General features: G+C 58.5%; 13 protein-coding genes. 11 read left to right on the plus strand and 2 right to left on the minus strand.

The genetic code is table 11. The features are described from left to right. The first annotated feature begins 2 nt into the window (after positions 1-2). From LLH00_16500 to LLH00_16525, 6 genes are all read left to right on the plus strand, one after another. Positions 3-431, plus strand: coding sequence for a response regulator (locus LLH00_16500; protein MCE5272881.1), 429 nt, complete (start codon positions 3-5; stop codon positions 429-431). 83 nt (positions 432-514) lie between these two features. After that, positions 515-3,709, plus strand: coding sequence for a carboxypeptidase regulatory-like domain-containing protein (locus tag LLH00_16505; protein ID MCE5272882.1), 3,195 nt, complete (start codon positions 515-517; stop codon positions 3,707-3,709). 57 nt (positions 3,710-3,766) lie between these two features. Next, positions 3,767-7,030, plus strand: coding sequence for a hypothetical protein (locus LLH00_16510; protein ID MCE5272883.1), 3,264 nt, complete (start codon positions 3,767-3,769; stop codon positions 7,028-7,030). Positions 7,031-7,101: 71 nt separating this feature from the next. Beyond that, positions 7,102-8,313 carry a PorV/PorQ family protein gene (locus tag LLH00_16515; protein MCE5272884.1) on the plus strand — a complete coding sequence of 404 codons (1,212 nt, stop codon included), beginning with the start codon at positions 7,102-7,104 and terminating at the stop codon, positions 8,311-8,313. Positions 8,314-8,693: 380 nt separating this feature from the next. Next, the gene (locus LLH00_16520) at positions 8,694-8,996 is read left to right on the plus strand and encodes a glycosyltransferase family 2 protein (GenBank protein ID MCE5272885.1); all 303 of its coding nucleotides are present in this window, start codon (positions 8,694-8,696) and stop codon (positions 8,994-8,996) included. A gap of 479 nt (positions 8,997-9,475) precedes the next feature. Further along, complete coding sequence (locus LLH00_16525; GenBank protein MCE5272886.1) at positions 9,476-9,778, plus strand: hypothetical protein; 303 nt, start codon at positions 9,476-9,478, stop codon at positions 9,776-9,778. Positions 9,779-9,874: 96 nt separating this feature from the next. Here LLH00_16525 and LLH00_16530 read toward each other — a convergent pair whose 3' ends face one another. Continuing rightward, positions 9,875-10,486, minus strand: a complete 612-nt coding sequence (locus LLH00_16530) for a hypothetical protein (GenBank protein MCE5272887.1) — start codon at positions 10,484-10,486, stop codon at positions 9,875-9,877. Positions 10,487-11,031: 545 nt separating this feature from the next. On the opposite strand from LLH00_16530, the gene LLH00_16535 reads away from it, so the two are divergent. From LLH00_16535 to LLH00_16555, 5 genes are all read left to right on the plus strand, one after another. Beyond that, complete coding sequence (locus LLH00_16535; GenBank protein ID MCE5272888.1) at positions 11,032-12,435, plus strand: sigma-54 dependent transcriptional regulator; 1,404 nt, start codon at positions 11,032-11,034, stop codon at positions 12,433-12,435. Between the two features lie 431 nt (positions 12,436-12,866). Beyond that, a complete protein-coding gene (locus tag LLH00_16540) occupies positions 12,867-13,136 on the plus strand; it encodes a hypothetical protein (GenBank protein MCE5272889.1) in 270 nt (89 codons plus the stop codon). A 142-nt stretch (positions 13,137-13,278) separates the two neighbouring features. Further along, entirely contained in the window at positions 13,279-13,800 is a 522-nt protein-coding gene (locus tag LLH00_16545; GenBank protein MCE5272890.1) for a chemotaxis protein CheW, read from the plus strand. Between the two features lie 57 nt (positions 13,801-13,857). After that, positions 13,858-15,951, plus strand: a complete 2,094-nt coding sequence (locus LLH00_16550; protein MCE5272891.1) for a methyl-accepting chemotaxis protein — start codon at positions 13,858-13,860, stop codon at positions 15,949-15,951. Positions 15,952-16,442: 491 nt separating this feature from the next. Beyond that, a complete protein-coding gene (locus tag LLH00_16555; protein ID MCE5272892.1) occupies positions 16,443-19,067 on the plus strand; it encodes a PAS domain S-box protein in 2,625 nt (874 codons plus the stop codon). Positions 19,068-19,212: 145 nt separating this feature from the next. Here LLH00_16555 and LLH00_16560 read toward each other — a convergent pair whose 3' ends face one another. After that, the gene (locus LLH00_16560; GenBank protein ID MCE5272893.1) at positions 19,213-20,748 is read right to left on the minus strand and encodes a YifB family Mg chelatase-like AAA ATPase; all 1,536 of its coding nucleotides are present in this window, start codon (positions 20,746-20,748) and stop codon (positions 19,213-19,215) included. Between the last annotated feature and the right edge of the window lie 32 nt (positions 20,749-20,780).

Genomic DNA, 20,780 nt, shown 5'->3' on the forward strand with positions numbered 1-20,780 from the left:
TTATGAAGATACTTCTGGTGGACGACGATCAGGACGGGCTGGAAGACTTGGACAACCTGCTGAGAAACAACGGATTCAACACCACGACCTTTGCCGATCCCAGGCAGGCGCTGCGGGCTTTCCTGGCCGGAGGGTACGATGTCGTGCTCACGGACCTGAAAATGCCGCGCCTGAACGGGGTCGAGCTACTCAAGGCGGTGAGGGTGCAAGACCCGGAGGCCTATGTGATCGTGATCACCGCTTTCGACGATCCGGAAAACCGCAAGTCGGCCCTGGACGGCGGGGCCTACGATTTCTTCGGTAAGCCGCTGAACACCAAGAGGCTTCTGAACGTTCTGGCCGAGATTTCAGAGCGGCTGAGGCTGAGGCCGAGGCCGGAGTTGCACAAGCCCGGACCATCCATCCTGCACCGGCTTGGGCCACCAGACTGAACCGCATGAATGAAGGGAGGTTGATGCGCCACTATCCTGTCTGTCGCTGTTTCGGGTCCCATGATTCCTTTTTGGAGGAAGATATGCAGCGAAAACCAGTCAGACGTCTCTTGACGGTGGCCTGCGCCTGTTTTGTGCTGCTGGCGCCGGCAAGCCTTCTTTCCCAGCTTTCGACCGCCAAGGTGGAAGGCATAGTGCGCGACAAGGAGACCGGCCAGCCCCTGACCGGGGCCCAGGTTGTAGTGGAGGGCACGCGCCTGGGCAACGTGACCAACTCGGACGGTTACTATTTCGTGCTGGACGTGTCCCCGGGCCGCCGTTCGATAACTTTCTCCTATACCGGCTACCAGAAAGTCACCATCGCGGACCAGTTGATCCTGGCCGGCCAGACCACTACTGTGGACGCCTACCTCAGTTCGACCGTGGTCGAGTTGAGTGGCATCACGGTGGAGGGCGAATCCGAAGTCCTGGTCCCCCGCGACAATACTGTGACCAAGCAGCGCATGACCGCCGAGAAGATCGCCGAGTCCCCCACCACCAAGCTGGATGACCTGCTGGTCCTGGAGGCAGGCGTGCAGATCGGCGGGGAGGGCGGGATGTCGCGCGGGGTCCGTATCCGCGGCGGCCGCCTGGGCGAGGAGGCCGTGGTGGTGGACGGGGTGACCGTGCGCAACTACACGGTCGATCCGTTCCGCTCAGGCGACGGCTGGGTCTACGAGCAGGAACAGGGCTCCATGGGCGGCGACGCCTCACCGCTCGAGTTCTCCACCAACGCGGTCGAGCAGGTCGACATCATCACCGGCGGTTTCCAGGCCGAGTTCGGTAACGCCCAGTCCGGCATCATCAACATCGTGACCAAAGAGGGCAGCCCGGACCTGCGCGGCAGCGTGCGCATGACCACCGACGAAATGAACCCGCGGACCGCGGACTACGGCTACAACCAGCTCCAGACCACGGTCGGCGGCCCGGTGCCGTTCATCTCAAATTTCTTCTTCCAGGGATCGGCCGAGATCCAGGGTGCGGCGGATCGCACTCCGACCCACGCTGATGAGGGCTTCCGAGGGATCAACCAGGACTTCGTCGACCGGCTCAACAACGCCGTGCGCAACGACCCTGTGCTTGGGTTGCAGACTTCGCCGTTCAGCCTGGAGGATTTCCGCAAGGGCCGCGAGTTCTACGCCGGCAAGACCGGTGTCAGCGCCGCTTTGTGGAGCCCCGAAAACCCAGTGCGCCAGCCAGGTAACTGGGGCGACCGCACCCTGGCCTCGGGCAAGCTGACCTACTCCCCGATCAAGGGGCTCAAGCTTCTGGCCAGCAGCAATTTCTCGCGCAACCAGCACTCCTACCCCTGGCGTGACACCGGGAACTATTTCCGCTCCGGAATTATCACCAAGTCGGAGTTCCCGAACCGGGACTGGTCACAGGGCAGCGACACCACGATCTACATCCCGCAGGCCTACGGCGCGCGGACACGCACCAGTAATCTGCTGTTCGGAGCCGACTGGTCGTTCCTTCAGACCTCGCAGCGCAACGCCTCGCTGGCGATCCGTTTCAACAACCTGCGCAACCAGGATATAAACGGTTCGAGCCTGCGGACCAACTACAAGCACGACAACACGTTCATGAGCTGGACGGCGCACGATATCCCGTTCGAGGTGGAGGCATACCCGAACCAGCAATTCCCGAGCGATCCGGCGGATTATCATTACCTCCCGGATGGTGCGACCTGGTGGAACCATGATGGAGCCTACGAGACTCCCTTCGCCATGGTGCGGACCGGCCGTGAGGACTGGCTCTACTGGCTCAACTACATGCACATGTTCGAGAACCAGTACAACTGGAAAGCCGATCTCGATTTCCAGGTCAACCGCGCCAACCGCGCCAAGCTGGGATTGCAGGCCACCTTCTTCGAGAACCGCAAGTTCTGGATTTGCAACGATTACCGGACGCGGGACAAGAACAACGAGTTTCATTTCAAACCCGAGATGTACGCTTTCTACATCCAGAACCGGACCGACCTGGGCGACCTGGTCTTCGACTACGGCCTGCGCTACGATTCTTTTAACCCCAAGACCAACTGGGGTGGAGTCTACTGGGGTTGGGAGCGTGGCGACGATCCTTGGGGCGAGGACCATTTCGTCAAGACGATCAAAGAGTTTTCACCCCGCTTCGACGTGGCTTTCCCGGTCACCGACCGCTCGCAGCTCAGGTTCGCCTACGGGGTGTTCACCCAGTTGCCGCCCATGACCTATATCTACAGCGGGAGCAATTTCGGGGACCTGGACTACAGCCGCACGGACGCGTTCGAGGCCGGTCTGAGCCGGCTGCTCTCCAGCGACTATGTCCTGGATCTGGTGGCCTACTACCGGGATGTGACCGGCAACGTGGCCCAGAAAGACTATTTCGTGGATTACTGGCAGTACCACAGCGAGAAGCGGATACGTGAAGTCAAAAGCGGCTACACCAACCGTGACAACGGCAATATCAAGGGTGTGGACATCACCCTGAGGAAGAACTTCTCCAGTAATTTCGCCTTCAACCTCATGTACACCCTGCAGTTCTCCCGGACCACGGGCAGCGATTTCCTCTCCAGCTCCAACCTGTCCCAGTTCATCGACGCCTCGACCGGCGAGTCCTTTACCCCGCCGGATGAGCTGACCCCGATCACCGGGGATGTGACTCACAAGATGTCGTTCTTCTTCAATTATCTGTTCCCCGAGGATTTCCAGACCGGCAGTCTCGCCGGCGCCATTCTGCGCAACACCGGGATCTACGCGGTCTACTCACTGCAGAGCGGCGCGGCGCTCTGGGACCGGATCGGCGGCTTCTCCAACGCGAGCGAGGATTACTCCTGGTTCACCCGCCGGGGTGACCGGCCGATCGGCGGCATAAACTATTTCCGCGGCCGCTGGACACAGAACCTCGACCTGCGCATGAACAAGGCCGTATCCCTCGGAGTGAAAAGACGCATCAACCTGTTCTGCGAGGTGTTCAACCTGCTCAACCGTAAGATCAACACCCCATACCCCAAGGGCGACACTTACTCCTACGAGACCAACAGCCATGTCACCGGGGGAGTGGACTGGTATTGGAACGACCCCAACCTGACCAGCGACGACCGGATCCGGTTCAACGCCGATTTCAACCAGGACGGCATGCTGAGCGTGATGGAAGCCACCAAGGGCGAGATCGCCAACCTCTTCATGCTCGACACCATGGATAAGCAGACCTGGGGCACCGCCCGTCAGGTCCGTCTCGGCTTCGAGTTCACGTACTGAAAAGGAGCCGTTCCCTTGCCGTATCGAGTTACCGGAGATTCCTCAGGAGACTAAGCTATGCTCAGACACAAACGCTGTCTTCTTGGTATATCACTGTTGGCCCTGCTGCTGCTTGCGACAGGTTCCGTCCGGGCCGAGAAGAAATCGGTCCGGATGTCGCAGGGCAACAACCTGGGTCTGGTTTTCGGACTTGACCGCAATATCCTGTACGGGGGCGGTGACAATCTTCACCAGTTCCCGCGCGGTTCGGGCAACATGATCTTCAGCTATGACTTAAGTTGGGGCCCTTCGGTGGCCCACGACCTGAACGGCGACGGGGTGACGGATGACACGACCCAAAGCTGCCAGCGAGGAATGTGCTGGCGCAGCAATGTCGCCACTCTGGAAGCCCACGACCAGATCGAGGCGCTCTGGAACGCCGGAGAGAACCTGCAGATTGCCACCAGCCGCATCGAGGTCAACCGCATCTGGTCCTCGCTGGATGCCGACGACATCGCTGACTGGCCGGTGGAGTTCCGCGAGGGCCGCAGTGAGGGCGGCGCCCCGATTATACACGGCGCCGAGACGATAGTAGGACGTTTCACCGACACCTACGAGCCCTGGATCCCCTTCCCCTCGGGCGCCTCCCTCGAGTACAGCTTCTATTTCCTGAATTTTGCCGAAAGCAACAACATGGTCTACGGGCATCTGTTCATCCGGAACATGTCCGAGTACATCAAGTGGACTCCGCTGGCCTCGTTCCGGGACCGGGTGGCAAACACCCCCAACGGACAGACCTGGGAAACCTGGACCATGACCTACCAGACGCACTCCCTCACGCTCGGATCCGACCTGATGGGCTGGATCTATAACCCGGCCAAGGCTATCACCGGGAACATCGACGCGGACGGGCTGGTGAGCGCCTTTTCCCCGCCCGAGGCCCCGATCATCGCCCAGAAAGTGCTGCGCCAGCCCTCGTTCAACGGCGAGACCATGGAGCTGACCAATACGAACATGCGCGGGACATCCGCCTATGGGTTCGACGGGCAGAGGGACATCATGGAAACGGGCTTTCCGGTCGGGCTGGCTTTCCGCGCCCAGCTCGGCGAACCCTACGACCCCGACCTGTATCCCGGGCAGATCAGCCCCTGGACCGGCAAGCAGCTTTTCGGTTGGCCGGGACGGATCGTACCGGACGATCCCAACGACCTCTACCACAAGTGGCTCTGGGGCAGAAACTGCGGTCTTGGCACGACCTGCTACGGGGCTTTGCATAATTTTGCGCCCCGCGACAGCACGAGCATGGACTTCGTCCTGATGTTCGTCCCGGTGCCGGCCGGCCAGGCCTACCAGCTCAAGACCACGGATATCGGAAACATCCTCGACCCGGGGATACAGGAACACCTGAAGCGGGTGGAGAGCTACGCCGATGTGGCGGCGACCGTGTTCAGCGGCGGATACATCCTGCCCGAGACCCCCGTGCCGCCCCAGTTGACCATCATCCCCGGCGACCGTCAGGTCACCGTCACCTGGAGCGATGTCAACGTCCAGACCCCGGACGCCTATTACTTCTTCCTCCAGGCCAATCCGGAGCTCGATCCCGAGCATGTCTACCGCGAGTACGACCTGGAGGGCTACCGTCTTTACCGCAGCTTCGTGGGGCCCTCCGACTCCCACTCCGAGCTGATCGACGAGTGCAGCATGTCGGCCGGCAACCTGCATTTCTATTTCGTCGACCGGATGGATGACGACACCGGCCTCTACCGCATGCGCAACGGGGCGCGGGTCTGGTACGCCCTGGTGCCTTTCGACCGCAACATCGATCCGGTCAGCGGCCAGGAGTTCAGCCTGCCCGGACCGGGCACGGGCAAAGTCTGGAACCGGCCGGGCGAGGGCCTGTTCAACGTCATTCCGCGCAGCGAGGCCAGCAATTTCAAGCCCGCCTCGATCAACAGCCTCACTTTCACCCACGGGCCGGGCACCGCGGTGGACGGACTGCCGGTCTCCTCGGTCAAGCTGGCCGGGGACGGTAACGGCAGGCTGCTGGAGGCGCCCAAGTTCCTGATGCCGCCGTTGCGCGAGATCGCCCTGATCCCGGTGAACAACGAGCGGATCACCGCCGACCTGAACCTGACCCTGCTCTGCTCCCGCGAGGACCAGGACTGGGGTTGCCGCAACAAGGCCCTGCGGTATTTCGACGTGACCGAAAGCACCGGGAAACAGGGCGTGGAATCGCCGGCGCTCAAGGCTTTCGGCGACGACCTCCAGATTATCGACGTGCCGGGGCCCATGGCCCAGGACGGGATGGTCTACACCCTGCGGATGACTTTCGAGAACATGTCCAAGGTCATCAACGACCTCAACCGGCTCAACACTATGGATGCCGGCGGCTACACCGGCGGATCGGTCTCCGAGATCGAGGGCGGCTGCGGTTACCGTGAACCGGCCTACGCGCCCAACAACCTGGCCTACATGCAGACCGGGCGGTTCAAGATCACCTGGAAGGACGCCGGCGGCGGCTACCTGACCGTGGAAGTGCAGGACGAGACGCGTTCCCGGACCGTGTCCTACTCTCCATACCTCGGAGATCCGGAACGCGGCTGGGGTTTCTGGACTGTCGAGGGCTACGGCGGCCGGATGGACCTTTTCGACTCGAACAACGGCAATTACTGGAGCGAATGGCATGACAACGTCCCGCTGGATCAGCGCACGGTCAGGATGGAACAGCGGCTCCCGGCCGACAACACCGAGCAGTTCGCCCTGTGGGTGAACGGCCAGGCCTGGCTGGTCAACGGCGAGGGCGGGATCACGATGCCCCAGGCCGGAACGGTCTGGACCCTGGATAACGCCTACGGTGAATGGAACAACACGCAGACAGAATTCACCCAGTACCCGGACCTGCCAGCCGTTGGCGACAAGTGGCAGATCCAGGTCAAGGCGATGTCCCTCGACCCGAACGATGCCGACCTGGGCAAAATCAAGGTGGTGCCGAACCCCTACCTGGCCAGCTCGTTCCTCGACCTGTCGCCCAGCTCGCGCCGGATCGAGTTCGTCAACCTCCCTGACCGCTGCACTATCCGTATCTACACGCTCAGCGGCAACCTGGTGAACGTGTTGAACCATGTCGGCGCCAACCGCAACGGGTGGGGCACCTACACGGACTGGGACAGGCTGAGCGACAGCCAGCCCCGTGAGTTCACCGGATGGGACAACCACGGGGGGACGGAACCCTGGAACCTGAGGAACCGTTTCGGCGCTACCGTGGCCAGCGGGCTCTATATCTTTCACGTGACCGACAGCCGGGGCAAGTCGCAGATGGGTAAGTTCTACATTATCGAATGAGCCCGGTCAGACTTATCGGCACAGACAAACGCGCTTGCTGTCCTTACTTCGTGAATATATGGAGGTCCGATATGTTATGGAAAACTGCATTCAGAGCCTGGTCCAAAGCCTGCGTGCTGCTGCTGCTGGTCACGCTGCCTTTGCTGGGCCAGGGCGTTTCGCGTCAGGAATACTCCGGCCTGGACAAGTACCTTACCCAGGGGCGGCCGTCCGATTACTCCTTCGCGGGAGTGCGGGCCGCGGAGTTCCTGACCATCCCGATCGGGGCGCGGGGCATCGGCCTGGGTGAATCCTACTCGGCGCTGGCCGATGATATCAGCGCAATCTGGTGGAACCCCGCCGGCCTGGGTTTCCTGAAGAACAAAGAGGTGATGGCGACCGTGGTGGACTATACCCTGGACATCACCTACAGCTACGCCGCTTTCGCCACGCCGGTGTCTGACGGGAAGGTGGTGGTCGGAGGGTTTTTCGGCTATCTGAACATCCCAGACATGGAAATCACCACCGTCGTCAACCCCGAGGGCACGGGCCACAATTTCGACGCTTTCGATTTCCAGATGGGCGGCTCCCTGGCTTACAACTTTTCGGACCGCTTTGTCGGTGGGATCAATCTGAAGTACGTGCACCAGGACGTTTTCAGCAACATCGGCGGCGACGCTTTCGCTATCGACGCCGGAGCGATCTACTACACGGAGTTCATGGAGCGGGAGATAAGGTTCGCTTTCTCGGTGCAGAACCTGGGGACCAACATCACCATGCAGGGGCCGAACCTGATCTACGATGTGGGGCCCGAGACCCGCGACGGCCTGATCCCGGACGGATACAGCGACTATTCCACCGACAAGAACGCCATGGCCCGCCGGGGGGCCCGCCAGATGTTTTTCAAGACCCACACCTACCGCCTGCCCACGGTGGTCAAGCTGGCCCTGGCCTACAACGTGCTTACCACGGAGAAGGCCAACTGGCTTGTTTCGGGCGAAATCTGGCGCAACAGCAACATCCCGATCAGCTATGCCACCGGCACCGAGTTCAACTACAACTTCAACCCCTTCTATTCCGGGGCGCTCCGTCTGGGCTGGAAAATCCAGACCGACGAGTTCACCGGGGACCGGGACCAGTTCGGTTACGAGTACCTGGGGGATGACCCGACTTTCCGGGGCCTGAGCTTCGGCGGCGGCTTCCAGCGCAACATGGGCGGCCGGGTGGTGAAGTTCGATTACGCCTATCAGAACAAGGGTCGGCTCACCGCGGATAACTATTTCACCATCAGCCTCGGGTTCTGAGCTGATCAGTTCCGCGCCCGCAATCCAATGATCTCGAAAGCGCCCCTCCGGCCCGGTGGTCCACGGGTCGGAGGGGCTTGATTTTGGCTGCGCGGATGTCCGGCGGAGGGCTCTATTTTCTCAGGCTGTGCCATTGCTCCGGGCAGAAGCTGGCGCGGGCTGGGGATTGAATATATTCTTTCCCATGTAATATTTCAGCGAAAGCTTCCGGCAAGGTTCGTTCACAAGGTAAAGGCACATGGCAAAGCCACCTTTGGTGTCGGTGATCATTCCGGTCTACAATCAGGTTTCCTTTGCAGACGAAGCCATCCAGTCCCCGTGTTTCAGCAAAGCTACGGTAATATCCAGCTGATCCTTATCGACGATGCTTCCACCGATGGATCGGACGTAATACTGCAGAAACACGCGGGCAAGGACAATGTGCCGATTCTTCGCACCCGGCCAACCTCGACTGCGCCAGGACTTTCAACCGCGGCCTCGAGCTGGCCTGCGGGAAGTACTGTGGAATTCTGGCTGCGGATGACACCTGGGAGCCGGATTTTGTGGCGAAATGTGTTGCGGCGCTCGAAAAATATCCCGAGGTCGCGTTCTGTTACTGCCGTATCAATCTCTTGAACCGCGACGGCGCAAAACATCCCCGCGGCCGGGACAGAATACCCCATCGAGAAATTATACGGACTTGAATTCGAGAGTATAGTCAGAAACCTCAATCCCATACCGCATCACGCCACTGTTGTCCGCAAGAAATGCGTCGATGCTGTGGGCGGGTGCGACCCCGGAGCTGACAACCACACACGACTGGGACCTGTGGTTGCGGCTGTCGGGAAAGCACCCGGTCGCATTCATCGATGAGCACCATGCAAACTGCAGGGTGAACGAATCGAACATCTCAAAGACAAGAAGCCGCACCGGAGATAAAGAGAGGCTGATAATCGCTCTGCTCGACCGTGTTTTTTAAGCTGGAGATTTGCCGGAGAGGTTGATCCGTGATAAAAGGGAGATATATGCGCGTGCTTATCTGGATATCGCCGAGGGTTACCGGGTGATAGCAGACAGAGTCAGGATGCGGCAATCCTTGCTCCATGCGTTGCGGTTAAGCCGGAAACCAGGCTTATTCATTCAGTATCGCAGGCTTCTAATCTCGCTGGTCGTCCCCTGAGCCATGCAGGAACTTATTCCGCCTGATTTTCCCCTGAGCCAGATACCATTCGACTGTTTCTTCAACCCCTTTCCTCAAGGGATAAGAAGATTCGAACCCGAAGTATTTTTTGGCCCGCGAGACATCCAGACACCTTCGCGGCTGGCCGCCGGGCATACGGCTGTCCCAGACTATCCTGCCGCTGAAACCGGTGACCTCGGCGATCAGTCCGGCAGCATCGGAAAACCATCTCTTGGTTTGTGGGCTGAAAGTGTCCAACTTGTTCTGAAGGGGGACATCACCGGCATGCAAACATCTGTTTTTTAACCTTCGTCGTTGTACGGGCTTTCAACGGCCGGCCGAAAGGCAGTGGACGATATCGCGCTGGCCATATCGGGGTATCTACACCGGACCAGCCATTTTTCAGGTCCTGTAATTTTCTATCTTCTGCAATATGTATTCCCGTACGTATTTCGACTGTAGAGAGCACAACAGCAGGGTGGTGCAGAACGTGAGGGCGATGAAAAATAGCATTCCGGGAAGATGCATCTCCGCCGGAGCTGCCCACCGGATTAGAAGTCCGGCCAGCGCGGCGCAACTGAAAGGCTTACCTATATCCTGGATGAACCAGCGCCGTGTTTCGCCCTTAAGAAGCTGTCGATGCATAAGCGGGACGTTGAAAACCAGGTAACCAAGATTGAGCAGTATCAAGGCCGCGGCCGCTCCGACGCCCCCGTAGAATTTCGCCAGGACATAAATCAACGGCGCGAGCAGGCTTGTAGCCGCCAGGTTCGTGTACATCATCAACTGCGGCCAGCCCGCGGCGAACTGAAGGTAGCCCGACACACTGGACAGTCCATTCAGAGCAGTTCCAATCACGAGAAGCGAAACGACTAAGTGTGTGTTGTCCGCCACGAGCGGATTGTGCGTCCAGGCAAGCATGACCTCACGCGAAAAAAAAACCAGGGTTACAGCCGCAGGGCAGGGGTTCATTGCCATGTTGCATGATCGGCTTGAATGTTCCCCGCGTTCCATCGAACGCTTATCCACTCCAATTGGTTAGCTGGGGTGACCATCTCAGAAAGATGCGTCTCGATCTTGGACTTGTTCAACGAGAGGTCGCCCGGATTATTCAGGTCAATGAAACCACAATATGTAACTGGGAGAACACTCACACATGCCCGGTGTCAGTTCACCCGGCGACGAAAAACAATTTCCTTGAATATGCACCTTATTGAGGACTGTGCAGGAGCCTTGGGGAGAAGATAGTAAGATACAGGGAATTAAGAGTGTTGAGTCATAAATCGCTGGCGAAGAACATCGATGTTGATTCCAGTACAGTAGAACGATGGGAAAACGGTTGAACCTTGCTGAAAGGGCTGATATTTACAGAGGTTAAATCCATTCTTAAGGAATTAACTTGACCTTCATTTGCACTACACTAAAAAATGCCTGACTCTTTCAGAAGTCCAAGATAGATTAGCCTCCTCAGCTATAGCGATACTAACTTCCCTTATAAAGTGCCCCGATGTATTATACATGTAAATAATTTTCAAACTTTTCCAACGAAAGAGTAGGAAATGTCAAAAATATTGATCATCGACGATGACGTGAAATTCACCGTTCTGTTACGTCTATGTATTGAGAGGCTGGGTCACGAGGTTGAATCGGCGCTGACTCTCAGGGAAGGCCTCAAGGCCGCCCAAACCGGGAGGTTCGATATCGTGTATCTTGATGTCAAACTGCCGGATGGAAACGGTCTGGCTTTCATTCCTGAGATACATCAAACACAGTCTTGTCCGGAAGTGGTGATTATAACTGGAGACGGCAGTGAGTGCGGGGCTGAACTGGCTATTCGCAGCGGCGCCTGGGATTATATCGTAAAAACTTCCACGAACGATGCGAAAATCCTCCCGCTGGTGCGTGCCCTGCAGTACCGCGAGCAAAAAATCAATGCGAACAGAAAGATAGTGTTGGACATGCAGGGCTTGATCGGTAGCAGTCCTCAGATAAAGGTCTGTTTTGATCTGTTGGCGGATGCTTCCACCACAGATGTTCCGGTGCTTATTACGGGTGAGACAGGAACCGGCAAGGAGCGATTCGCCCGCGTGATACACTCCAACAGCACCCGTGCCGGAGGGAATTTCGTGGTTGTGGATTGTGCGGCCCTGCCCGAAACCCTGGTGGCGAGCCTTTTGTTCGGGCATCGCAAGGGGGCGTTCACCGGGGCCGATCAGGACCGGGAGGGCCTGATCCGTCAAGCCAACGGAGGGACTCTGTTTTTGGACGAGGTCGGTGAGATGCACCTCGACTTGCAAAAAAGTTTCCTGCGGGTTATTCAGGAACGGCGGTTCCGGCCGCTCGGAAGCGGCCAGGAGGTGAGCAGCGATTTCAGGCTTATCGCCGCCACCAACCGGAATCTGGAATCGGAGGTCGAGCAGGGCCAGTTCCGGAGAGACCTTTACTATCGTCTCAAGACCTTGAACATCGAGATACCGCCTTTAAGAAACAGGCCCAAGGATATAAAAGAGTTGATGCTTGGGTACGTCTCAAAAACGTGTGAAAAGATGAAGATAGAGATGAAAGGAATTTCGCCGGAGTTTCTCGAAGCCATGATCCATTACGAATGGCCCGGGAATGTCAGGGAATTGATAAATGCTGTTGAGAAGGCTGTTGTTTCGGCGCATGGAGAATGCGTGCTCCACCGGGTGCATCTTCCGATGGAGATACGGCTCAAATCCGTAAAGGAGAGCCTGTCCGGCCTCGGTTCCCTGAAAGAAAACAACAGCGCTCTCATCGTTTTTTCGGAGCAGCTCCCGGAGTGGGTCGAGTTTCACAAAAAAGCCAGAAATGATGCTGAACTCAAATATCTGCAAGACCTTATCCGCCTTTCCGGGGGGCGGGTGAAAGATGCCTGCCGCATTTCCGGGCTGTCGCAATCCCACCTGTATTCGGTCCTGAATCAGCACGGGCTTAAGCTTTAGCCGGCCCTCCCCCGGACAGCGGCGGCCTTCTGTCCAGGGGGCACGGGGGATTATGCGGTAAGAATTCGAAAGACACCATCCTGATTTTGTCTTTTCTGCACGGCTACTCTCCTGCCGCGACTGTCCTCTGCTTTCATCCGAAAGACTCCGGTCCGACCGGAGTACTCCGGTCCGGCCGGAGCATATACCTGCTTTAAACTCCCTATTGTTTTCACTCTCCAGTGGATAACTCGTTGTCAATCAATCTGATGCCTTATCGTAAAATTTCTGGTACGCCGGTTGCCTAAGGAGAACCTGCCTCGGCGAAGACCAATCTCGACCAGAAAGACCGGAAAGTGAAACTGATCGCATTTATACCAGGAATATCCAGAACAGGCCAACGTCTGAGCCAGGCGGTCGAGGAGGCCCTGCCGGGCAGGGGGGTTGAGATCTTGAAAAGCCGCGCGGAGCTGCTCGGCAGGCTGAGCGAACCGCTGCAGGAAAGGCTCTGTGTCCTGCTGTACGCGGAGAACGAAGCGGACCTTTCCTTTTTTGTCGCACACGCGGGCAGGCTGATGGATTTCAAGCTGGTCCTGATTCTTCCGCGGCCCGGACGCGAAATCCTCTCGCGCGGACTGAAACTGTGCCCCCGCTACATCGGATACGCGGATGACGATTTCAGCGAAGTGACGGCTGTATTGCGAAAGATACTGCACCACTGATCGTATGGCCGGGTTCGAGAAGGAGCGGCGGACCAGGGAAGGATCGAGAACGGAGCATCGGATGAGGGAAAATGGAGCTTTCGGAGAGACGGTTGAGCGATCGAACCCGGCCAGGAATTTAACAACAACCCAAGGAGGCAGTATGTCGGAAAGCAATATCGAATCCTCTCTCTCCCGTGCGGGGCAGTCACTTGCAGAACAGACCCACCTGTCCGGCAAGTACCTGACTTTCCGCCTGGGTGGCGAGGAGTACGGCCTGCAGATTCTGAAAGTCAAGGAGATCATCGGCCTGATGGATATCACGCAAATGCCGCGGACGCCCGATTACATCCGGGGGGTGATCAACCTCCGGGGAAAGGTGATCCCCGTGATGGGCCTGCGGGACAAGTTCAACATGCCACACGTGGAGGACGATGAAAAGACCTGCATCATCGTAGTCGAAACCCGGTCGGAGGGCAGGGCGATACTGATGGGGGCCCTGGTGGACGGTGTCTCGGAAGTGCTCAACATCCAGGAAGATCAGATCGAGAACGCCCCGGAGTTCGGGGCGGATGTGAAGACGGACTTCGTTCTGGGGATCGGCAAGACCCGGGAAAAGGTCATTCTGCTTCTCGATATCGACCAGGTGATATCCGGTGAGGAAAAAAAGGTCATATTCGCGTGAGTTATGATTCACTCGGGCATTTACACTTTGAACGGGGAACGGGAAATGTTCAAGAACATGCGTCTTGCTCTGAAACTCGCCGTCGGCTTTGCCGTTGTCCTCATCCTCTCCGCGGTCGTGGGTTGGAGAGGGATCGAAAGCATGAGCGCTCTGAACAAAGCAATAACCGATCTCAACAACAACCAGTTCCAACCCGCAACCACTGTGGCCAACGCCAACATCGCCCTGATCAGTTGGAACAGAGCCATGATAAATCATATCATCACCACTGATCAGGAGGGAATGGCAGCCCATGAAGCCAAGATGATGGAGTTCAGGAAGGAAGTGCTCAAGCAGTTGGATAACCTGGGAGAGATGAAACTCACGGATAAAGGCAAGGAATATTTGCAAACTCTGAGGGAGGAATTCAACAGCGCGATCCCGATTCGCGATAAAATAGTCGAGCTTTCAAAAGCCGGCAATCAGGCCGAAGCCCAGAGTGTTCAGGTCAAAGAATTCCGACCCATTATCAATAAAATGGACGAAGATATGACCATGTTCCTCAATCTCCAGCAGGAACTGGTGGATTCCACTGTTACGGCTACGGACATTCTGTACGCCTCCAGTTTCAAGCTGATCTTGTTTATCCTCGGGCTGGCGACCCTTCTGGGAATCGGGGTGGCCTATATCATCACGGGCGCTATTGTCAAGCCGGTGAGACAGGTGACCAAGGTAGCGAAGGAGATTGCCAAGGGGGACCTCGAACAACAGGTCGGCATAGTCCAGAAAGACGAGATCGGGACACTGGCCGACGCTTTCCGCGACATGATCAAGGCCCAGAAATCGAAGGTCCAGGCGGCGGATGAGATTTCGAAGGACAATCTGAATATTACGGTGGAGATCGCTTCGGAAAAAGACACGCTGGGGCACGCTCTGCAGCGGATGCTGACCAGCCTGCGAGATAAGAATGACCGAATCAACAAGTCCATGGAGGAGGCCGCCGAGAACGCCAAGTTCCTGGAAGAGGCCTCACCGGTGCTGAAGGCCGCCTCCGGTAAGGACCTGACCAACACGATGACCGGGGAGTACAAAGGCAAGCTGGGCGAGCTCAAGGACAACATCAATACTACGATCACAGCGCTGGATGAGGCCCTGACCCAGGTCTCCGAGGCGGTGGAGCAGGTCTCCTCGGCCAGCGAACAGATCTCCAGCGGCAGCCAGAGCCTGGCCGAGGGCGCCAACGAACAGGCCAGCGCCCTGGAGGAGGTTTCCTCCAGCCTGGAGGAAATGGCCTCCATGACCCGCCAGAACGCCGACAACGCCAACCAGGCTAAAAACCTGGCCGGGACTTCCCGCGACTCGGCGACCAAGGGCGCCGAAGCCATGAACCGCATGACCGATGCGATCAACCGGATCAAGACCTCCAGCGATCAGACGGCCAAGATCGTGAAGACCATCGACGAGATCGCGTTCCAGACCAACCTCCTGGCCCTGAACGCCGCGGTGGAGGCGGCCCGCGCCGGCGAGGCGGGCAAAGGCTTCGCCGTGGTGGCCGAGGAAGTGCGCAACCTGGCCCAGCGCAGCGCCGCCGCGGCCAAGGACACGGCAAGCATGATCGAGGAGGCGGTCAAGAACGCCGAGGGCGGAGTGGAGATCACCGATGAGGTCGTGATGATCCTGAACGAGATCACGGAAGGAATCTCGAAGGTGAGCGACCTGGTAAACGAAATCGCCGCCGCGGCCAGGGAACAGGCCCAGGGTATCGACCAGGTGAACAACGCCGTGGCCCAGATGGACAAGGTGACGCAGCAGAACGCCTCCAACTCGGAGGAGTCGGCCAGCGCGGCCGAGGAGCTGAACAGCCAGGCCGAGGAGCTCCAGAACATGGTCGGAGAATTCCAGCTCAGCGTCAGCAACGCAAAAGCACAGGTGCGTTCGGCCGCCTCGGCCCCGGAGGTGAAAAACGCCGGCGTACTGAAGCCATCGCCGGCACACGTGGCCCGTCCGTCCAACGGAAAAGTCAAGATCAACCGTCTGGCGGCTGTCGCCTCCAAGTCCAATGGGAGCAAGGTCGAGGTGAGAAAGATGAAGGAGAAACCCTCGAACGGGCACGGCAAGGCTGCGCCGTCCAGTCTTATCCCGCTGGAAGACAAGGATTTCAGTGACTTCTGATCCTGGCCGATCCTGCAGGGGAGGGACCACATGGAGGTGGTTTCTCCCCTTCCGTGTTTTTCCGGGTTGTCGCTGCCGGATCCGGCCCGGGTCCTTCAGGCTGGCGGCAGGCGGATCGCCCGGATCCAGCCCGGGAAAACAACTGAATAACTCGGCTGAATAATGATTCCTTGTCATGGGGCCGGTTTTCATGTTCTAATTATGATTTGTTACCGGTTTTCAACCCGAATGATCGTGCGGCCTCGAGCCGTTTCCATCTCTGCTCCGGGGGGCACAGCGTAGAAAGCTTTCCAAGACTTGAAAAATCAGCCGTTGCCTGGCGAGTGGTCGCGAGTTGTATCGGGAAAGTCCTGATCGGAGTAATTCCGGTGTTCAAAAAATGGCCGACTTGAGCGGAATCAGAGGACGAGTCGGGTCCTCCAGAAAACGAGATGCCAACGGGCGATGCGATCGAATCTCAGAGGACGACATTGACTATGCGGACTGATCGGATGCGGCTGCTGTTTGTCGGGGTGGTGGTGTTGTGGACAGGTATGTTGATATTCTCGTTCCTGATAACCTGGAGGCAGTCAGTCAACTGCCTGAAATCCCTCGCTCTGACCGAAGCCCGCTCCGACTGTAACAGTGACCTTGCCAGTCACGTCTGGGCTGCCTTGCAAGGCGGCGTTTATGTTGCGCTCACCGAGAAGACGCCGCCCAATCCCTACCTTTCCGGCCTTCCGGACCGGGATGTCACGACGACATCCGGCCTGAGGCTGACTCTGGTGAATCCGGAATCCCTGGTCCGCCAGGTGCATGAACTGGTGCGGGAGCGGTGCGGTGTGCAAGGCCATATCGCGAGCCTGGACCCGATCCGGCCGCAGAACGCGGCCGATGCCTGGGAACACCGGGCGCTGTGTGTGCTGGAATCCGGTTCGGAGGAAGTCAGTTCCCTGGAAATGATGGACGGCAAGCCTTTCCTGCGCATGATGAGGCCTTTGACAATACAAACCTCCTGCCTGAAGTGCCATGCAGCTCAAGGCTATAAAAAGGGTGATATCGGGGGCGGGATCAGCATCTCAATCCCCTTTGCGCCCTATTTGGCGGTAGCGGCTAAACAGCGGATGATTTCCGCTCGCGCTCATTTGCTGATTGGGTTGTTCGGATTATCGGGGCTGTTGCTGGGCATAAAAACTTACAACCGGTATCTTCATGACTTACGAGCCAACGAGGAGAAATACCGCCGGCTGTTCGAGGATGATTTGACGGGTAATTTCCTGGCTACGCCGGATGGCGCCGTCATCGACTGCAACCTTGCCTTTGTGCGGATGCTTGGGTACGGAAACAAATCCAGTGTCCAGAAAAGCAAAATCTCGGTTCTGTATTCCGGGCTTTCTGAATGGGGAATTATTGTCGATGCACTGGGTGCAAACGGAAAACTCAAAAACCTCGAAGCCGTTCTTAAGTGCAAAGACGGTAGAGAGATAAATGTTATCGAGAATCTGGTCGCAGTGTTCGACGAGGCTGGGGAAATATCAGGAATAAAAGGCTATATCTTTGACATCACCGAGCGCAAACAGTATGAGCAGGCGCTACGGGAAAGCGAGGAGAGGCTTGAATTCGCTCTTAAAAAGGTCCACACCGGAGGGTGGTATTTCGACCTTGTGAATCACACGGTTTTTCACACTTTGGAGCATGATCGCATTTTCGGCTATGAATCGAGGCTTCCGGTTTGGACTTACGAGATGTTTCTCGATCACATTATCCCAAAGGATCGGGACGAACTGGACCGGCGGTTCCGCGAAGCCGTTGAATCTTGTGGCGACTTGGAATACGAGTGCCGTTTCCGCCGCAGGGATGGCGAGGTGCGCTGGCTCTGGTTGACTGGTGAGTATCTGCACTATGATACTGCAGGGATCAAGCGTATGGCCGGGATTGTGCAGGACATCACCGAAAGAAAGCAAGCGGAGGCGGAGCGGGAAAAATTGCAGGCAAAGCTGAACCAAGCACAGAAGATGGAGTCCGTGGGGCGGCTGGCTGGCGGCGTGGCCCACGATTTCAACAACATGATTGGGGTGATCCTTGGTCATACCGAGCTGGCGCTTGAGCAAATGGACGCTGCCAACCCGATCCTTTTCAATCTGCTGGAAATCCAGGAAGCCGCGCAGCGTTCCGCCGACCTGAACCGGCAACTGCTGGCCTATGCCCGCAAACAGGTGATAGCACCCAGAGTGCTGGACCTGAATCAGACCGTGGAAGGTGTGCTCAAGATGCTGAAACGGCTTATCGGAGAAGATATCGAACTGGTTTGGCGACCCGGTGAGGGCCTCTGGCCGGTCAAGATAGACCCGTCCCAGATCGACCAGATTCTGGCCAACCTGTGTGTCAACGCCCGGGACGCTATCACCGATGTGGGCAAAGTCACCATTGAGACAGCCAACAGAGTTTTTGACGCGGAATACTGTTCCAGGCACACGGGTTTTGAGCCCGGCCAATACGTGATGTTGGTCGTGAGCGATAACGGCTCCGGTATAGAGAAGGATATATTATCGAAAATCTTCGATCCGTTTTTCACGACCAAGGAGATGGGCAAGGGAACCGGGCTGGGGCTGTCCATGGTCTATGGTGCGGTCAAGCAGAACAGAGGCTTTATCAATGTCTACAGCGAAACCGGTTATGGCACGACTTTCAAGATCTATCTTCCGCGCCATGATGGTCTGTCGGTACAGATATTGATAGAAGAGACGGCACTACTATCCCTGCGTGGCCAGGAGACTATTCTGCTGGTAGAGGATCATCCCGGTTTGTTGAGAATGATCAATGAGATGCTTGAGAGACAGGGTTACACTGTTCTGGTGGCAGGCACTCCGGGAGAGGCTCTTCGCCTGGCCAGCGAACACGCCGGGAAAATCCACCTGGTGATGACCGATGTGATTATGCCGGAAATGAACGGCAGGGAACTGGCCAGGAAACTGTTGCTTCTCCACCCTGATACCAAGTGTCTTTTCGCGTCCGGCTACACAGCCGATGTAATCACAAGTAAAGGTGTGTTGGACGAGGGAGTGAAGTTTATCCAGAAGCCTTTTTCATTGATCGATCTGGCGACCAAAGTGCGCGAGGCGCTGGATAATGATTGAACCGGACAGAAAGCCGCAGGCAATTCACGGCGCTGTAAACGGCGGTCATGTGAAGACTGTGCGGCTTTAATAATCGTTCTCCCGGGCCGCGGCGATGTGGCCGGTCGTTCGCTGTGTGGTATCCGGCTGGAGGCCCGGTTCGCGGCTATCGGCTCAGGTTGCGGTCGAGGCTGCGGTACTGGATCGCCTCGGCCAGGTGGGCCGGGTCGAGGCGTTCACTGCGTTCCAGGTCGGCGATGGTGCGGGCGACCTTGAGGATACGGTCGTGGGCGCGGGCGGACAGCCCGAAATGGTTCATCGCCTGGCGCAGAAGGGCCTCGGACTCAGGGCTCAGCTCGCAGAACTGGCGCAGGTGGGCGCGGCGCATGTGGGCGTTGCAGTGCACGCCGTGGTCGCTCTCGTATCGCGTCCTCTGCAGCTCGCGGCAGCGCTCGACCCGGGCGCGGATCGCCTCGCTCGGCTCCCCCGGCTTCTTGTCGGCCAGGTGCTCGAACGGCACGGCCGGCACCTCGACGTGGATATCGATCCGGTCGAGCAGGGGCCCGCTGATATGGCCCAGGTAGCGCTCCACCTGCACCGGGGTGCACTTGCAGGCGTGGTTGGGGTCGGTGCGGTAACCGCAGGGGCAGGGGTTCATGGCGCAGACCAGCATCAGGCGGGCCGGGTAGGTGAGCGAGCTCATCGAGCGGGTGATGTTGACCTCGCCGTCCTCCAGCGGCTGGCGCAGCACCTCCAGCACGTTGCGCCGAAACTCCGGCATCTCGTCCAGGAACAGCACGCCGTTGTGCGCCAGGCTGACCTCGCCCGGCTTGGGAATGCGCCCCCCGCCGATCAGCCCGGCGTCCGAGATCGTGTGGTGCGGGGCGCGGAACGGGCGGGTGGCCACCAGCGACTGCGACGCCCCGGTCAGGCCGGCCACGCTGTGGATGCGGGTGGTCTCGATCGCCTCGGCCAGGCTCATGCGGGGCAGGATCGTCACCAGCCGTCGGGTCAGCATGGTCTTGCCCGAGCCCGGTGGCCCGATCAGCATCAGGTTATGCCCACCGGCCGCGGCCACCTCCAGGGCGCGCTTGGCGTGCTCCTGGCCCTTGACCTCGGCGAAATCCACCGGGTAGCGGCTGTGGCTTTCGAACAGACTGTCCCGGTCCACGCGGGTGGGCGGGATGTCCCGCTGGCCGGACAGGTACTCGGCCGCCTCGCCCAGGCTGCGCACGCCGATCACGGTCAGGCCCTCCACCACCGCCGCCTCCTGGGCGTTCTCGGCCGGGAGGACAATGCCCCTGAGGCCGAGACGGCTGCAACTGGCGGCCATGGGAAGGGCGCCCCGCACGGGCTTGACCGCCCCGTCCAGGCTCAGCTCGCCCAGCACCAGGTGGTCCGCCAGGCGGGCGGCCTCGATCTGTCCGCTGGCAGTCAGCAGGCCCAGGGCGATGGGCAGGTCGAACGAGGCCCCCTCTTTCTTCACATCCGCGGGGGCGAGGTTGAGCGTCACCCGTTTCAGTGGGAACCTGAAACCGGTGTTGGCGAGGGCTGAGCTGACACGCTCGCGGCTTTCCCGGACAGCGTTGTCGGGCAGGCCGACCAGGGTGTAAGTGGGCAGTCCCGGGGCGATGTCGGTCTCGACCTCCACCAGGTAGGCCTCGATCCCGAGGATCGACCCGGAAAAAACTTTGCTGAGCAAGTGACGGTTCTCCCGTGACCGGGAGGGTGTCC

Source organism: bacterium (genome assembly GCA_021372515.1).
Classification (GTDB): Bacteria; Gemmatimonadota; Glassbacteria; order GWA2-58-10; family GWA2-58-10; genus JAJFUG01.

Coding starts and splice junctions, on each gene's coding strand:
- LLH00_16500 (MCE5272881.1), top strand. CDS start 3: ATGAAGATACTTCTGGTGGACGACGATCAGGACGGGCTGGAAGACTTG.
- LLH00_16505 (MCE5272882.1), top strand. CDS start 515: ATGCAGCGAAAACCAGTCAGACGTCTCTTGACGGTGGCCTGCGCCTGT.
- LLH00_16510 (MCE5272883.1), top strand. CDS start 3,767: ATGCTCAGACACAAACGCTGTCTTCTTGGTATATCACTGTTGGCCCTG.
- LLH00_16515 (MCE5272884.1), top strand. CDS start 7,102: ATGTTATGGAAAACTGCATTCAGAGCCTGGTCCAAAGCCTGCGTGCTG.
- LLH00_16525 (MCE5272886.1), top strand. CDS start 9,476: ATGCAGGAACTTATTCCGCCTGATTTTCCCCTGAGCCAGATACCATTC.
- LLH00_16530 (MCE5272887.1), bottom strand. CDS start 10,486: ATGGAACGCGGGGAACATTCAAGCCGATCATGCAACATGGCAATGAAC.
- LLH00_16535 (MCE5272888.1), top strand. CDS start 11,032: ATGTCAAAAATATTGATCATCGACGATGACGTGAAATTCACCGTTCTG.
- LLH00_16545 (MCE5272890.1), top strand. CDS start 13,279: ATGTCGGAAAGCAATATCGAATCCTCTCTCTCCCGTGCGGGGCAGTCA.
- LLH00_16550 (MCE5272891.1), top strand. CDS start 13,858: ATGCGTCTTGCTCTGAAACTCGCCGTCGGCTTTGCCGTTGTCCTCATC.
- LLH00_16555 (MCE5272892.1), top strand. CDS start 16,443: ATGCGGCTGCTGTTTGTCGGGGTGGTGGTGTTGTGGACAGGTATGTTG.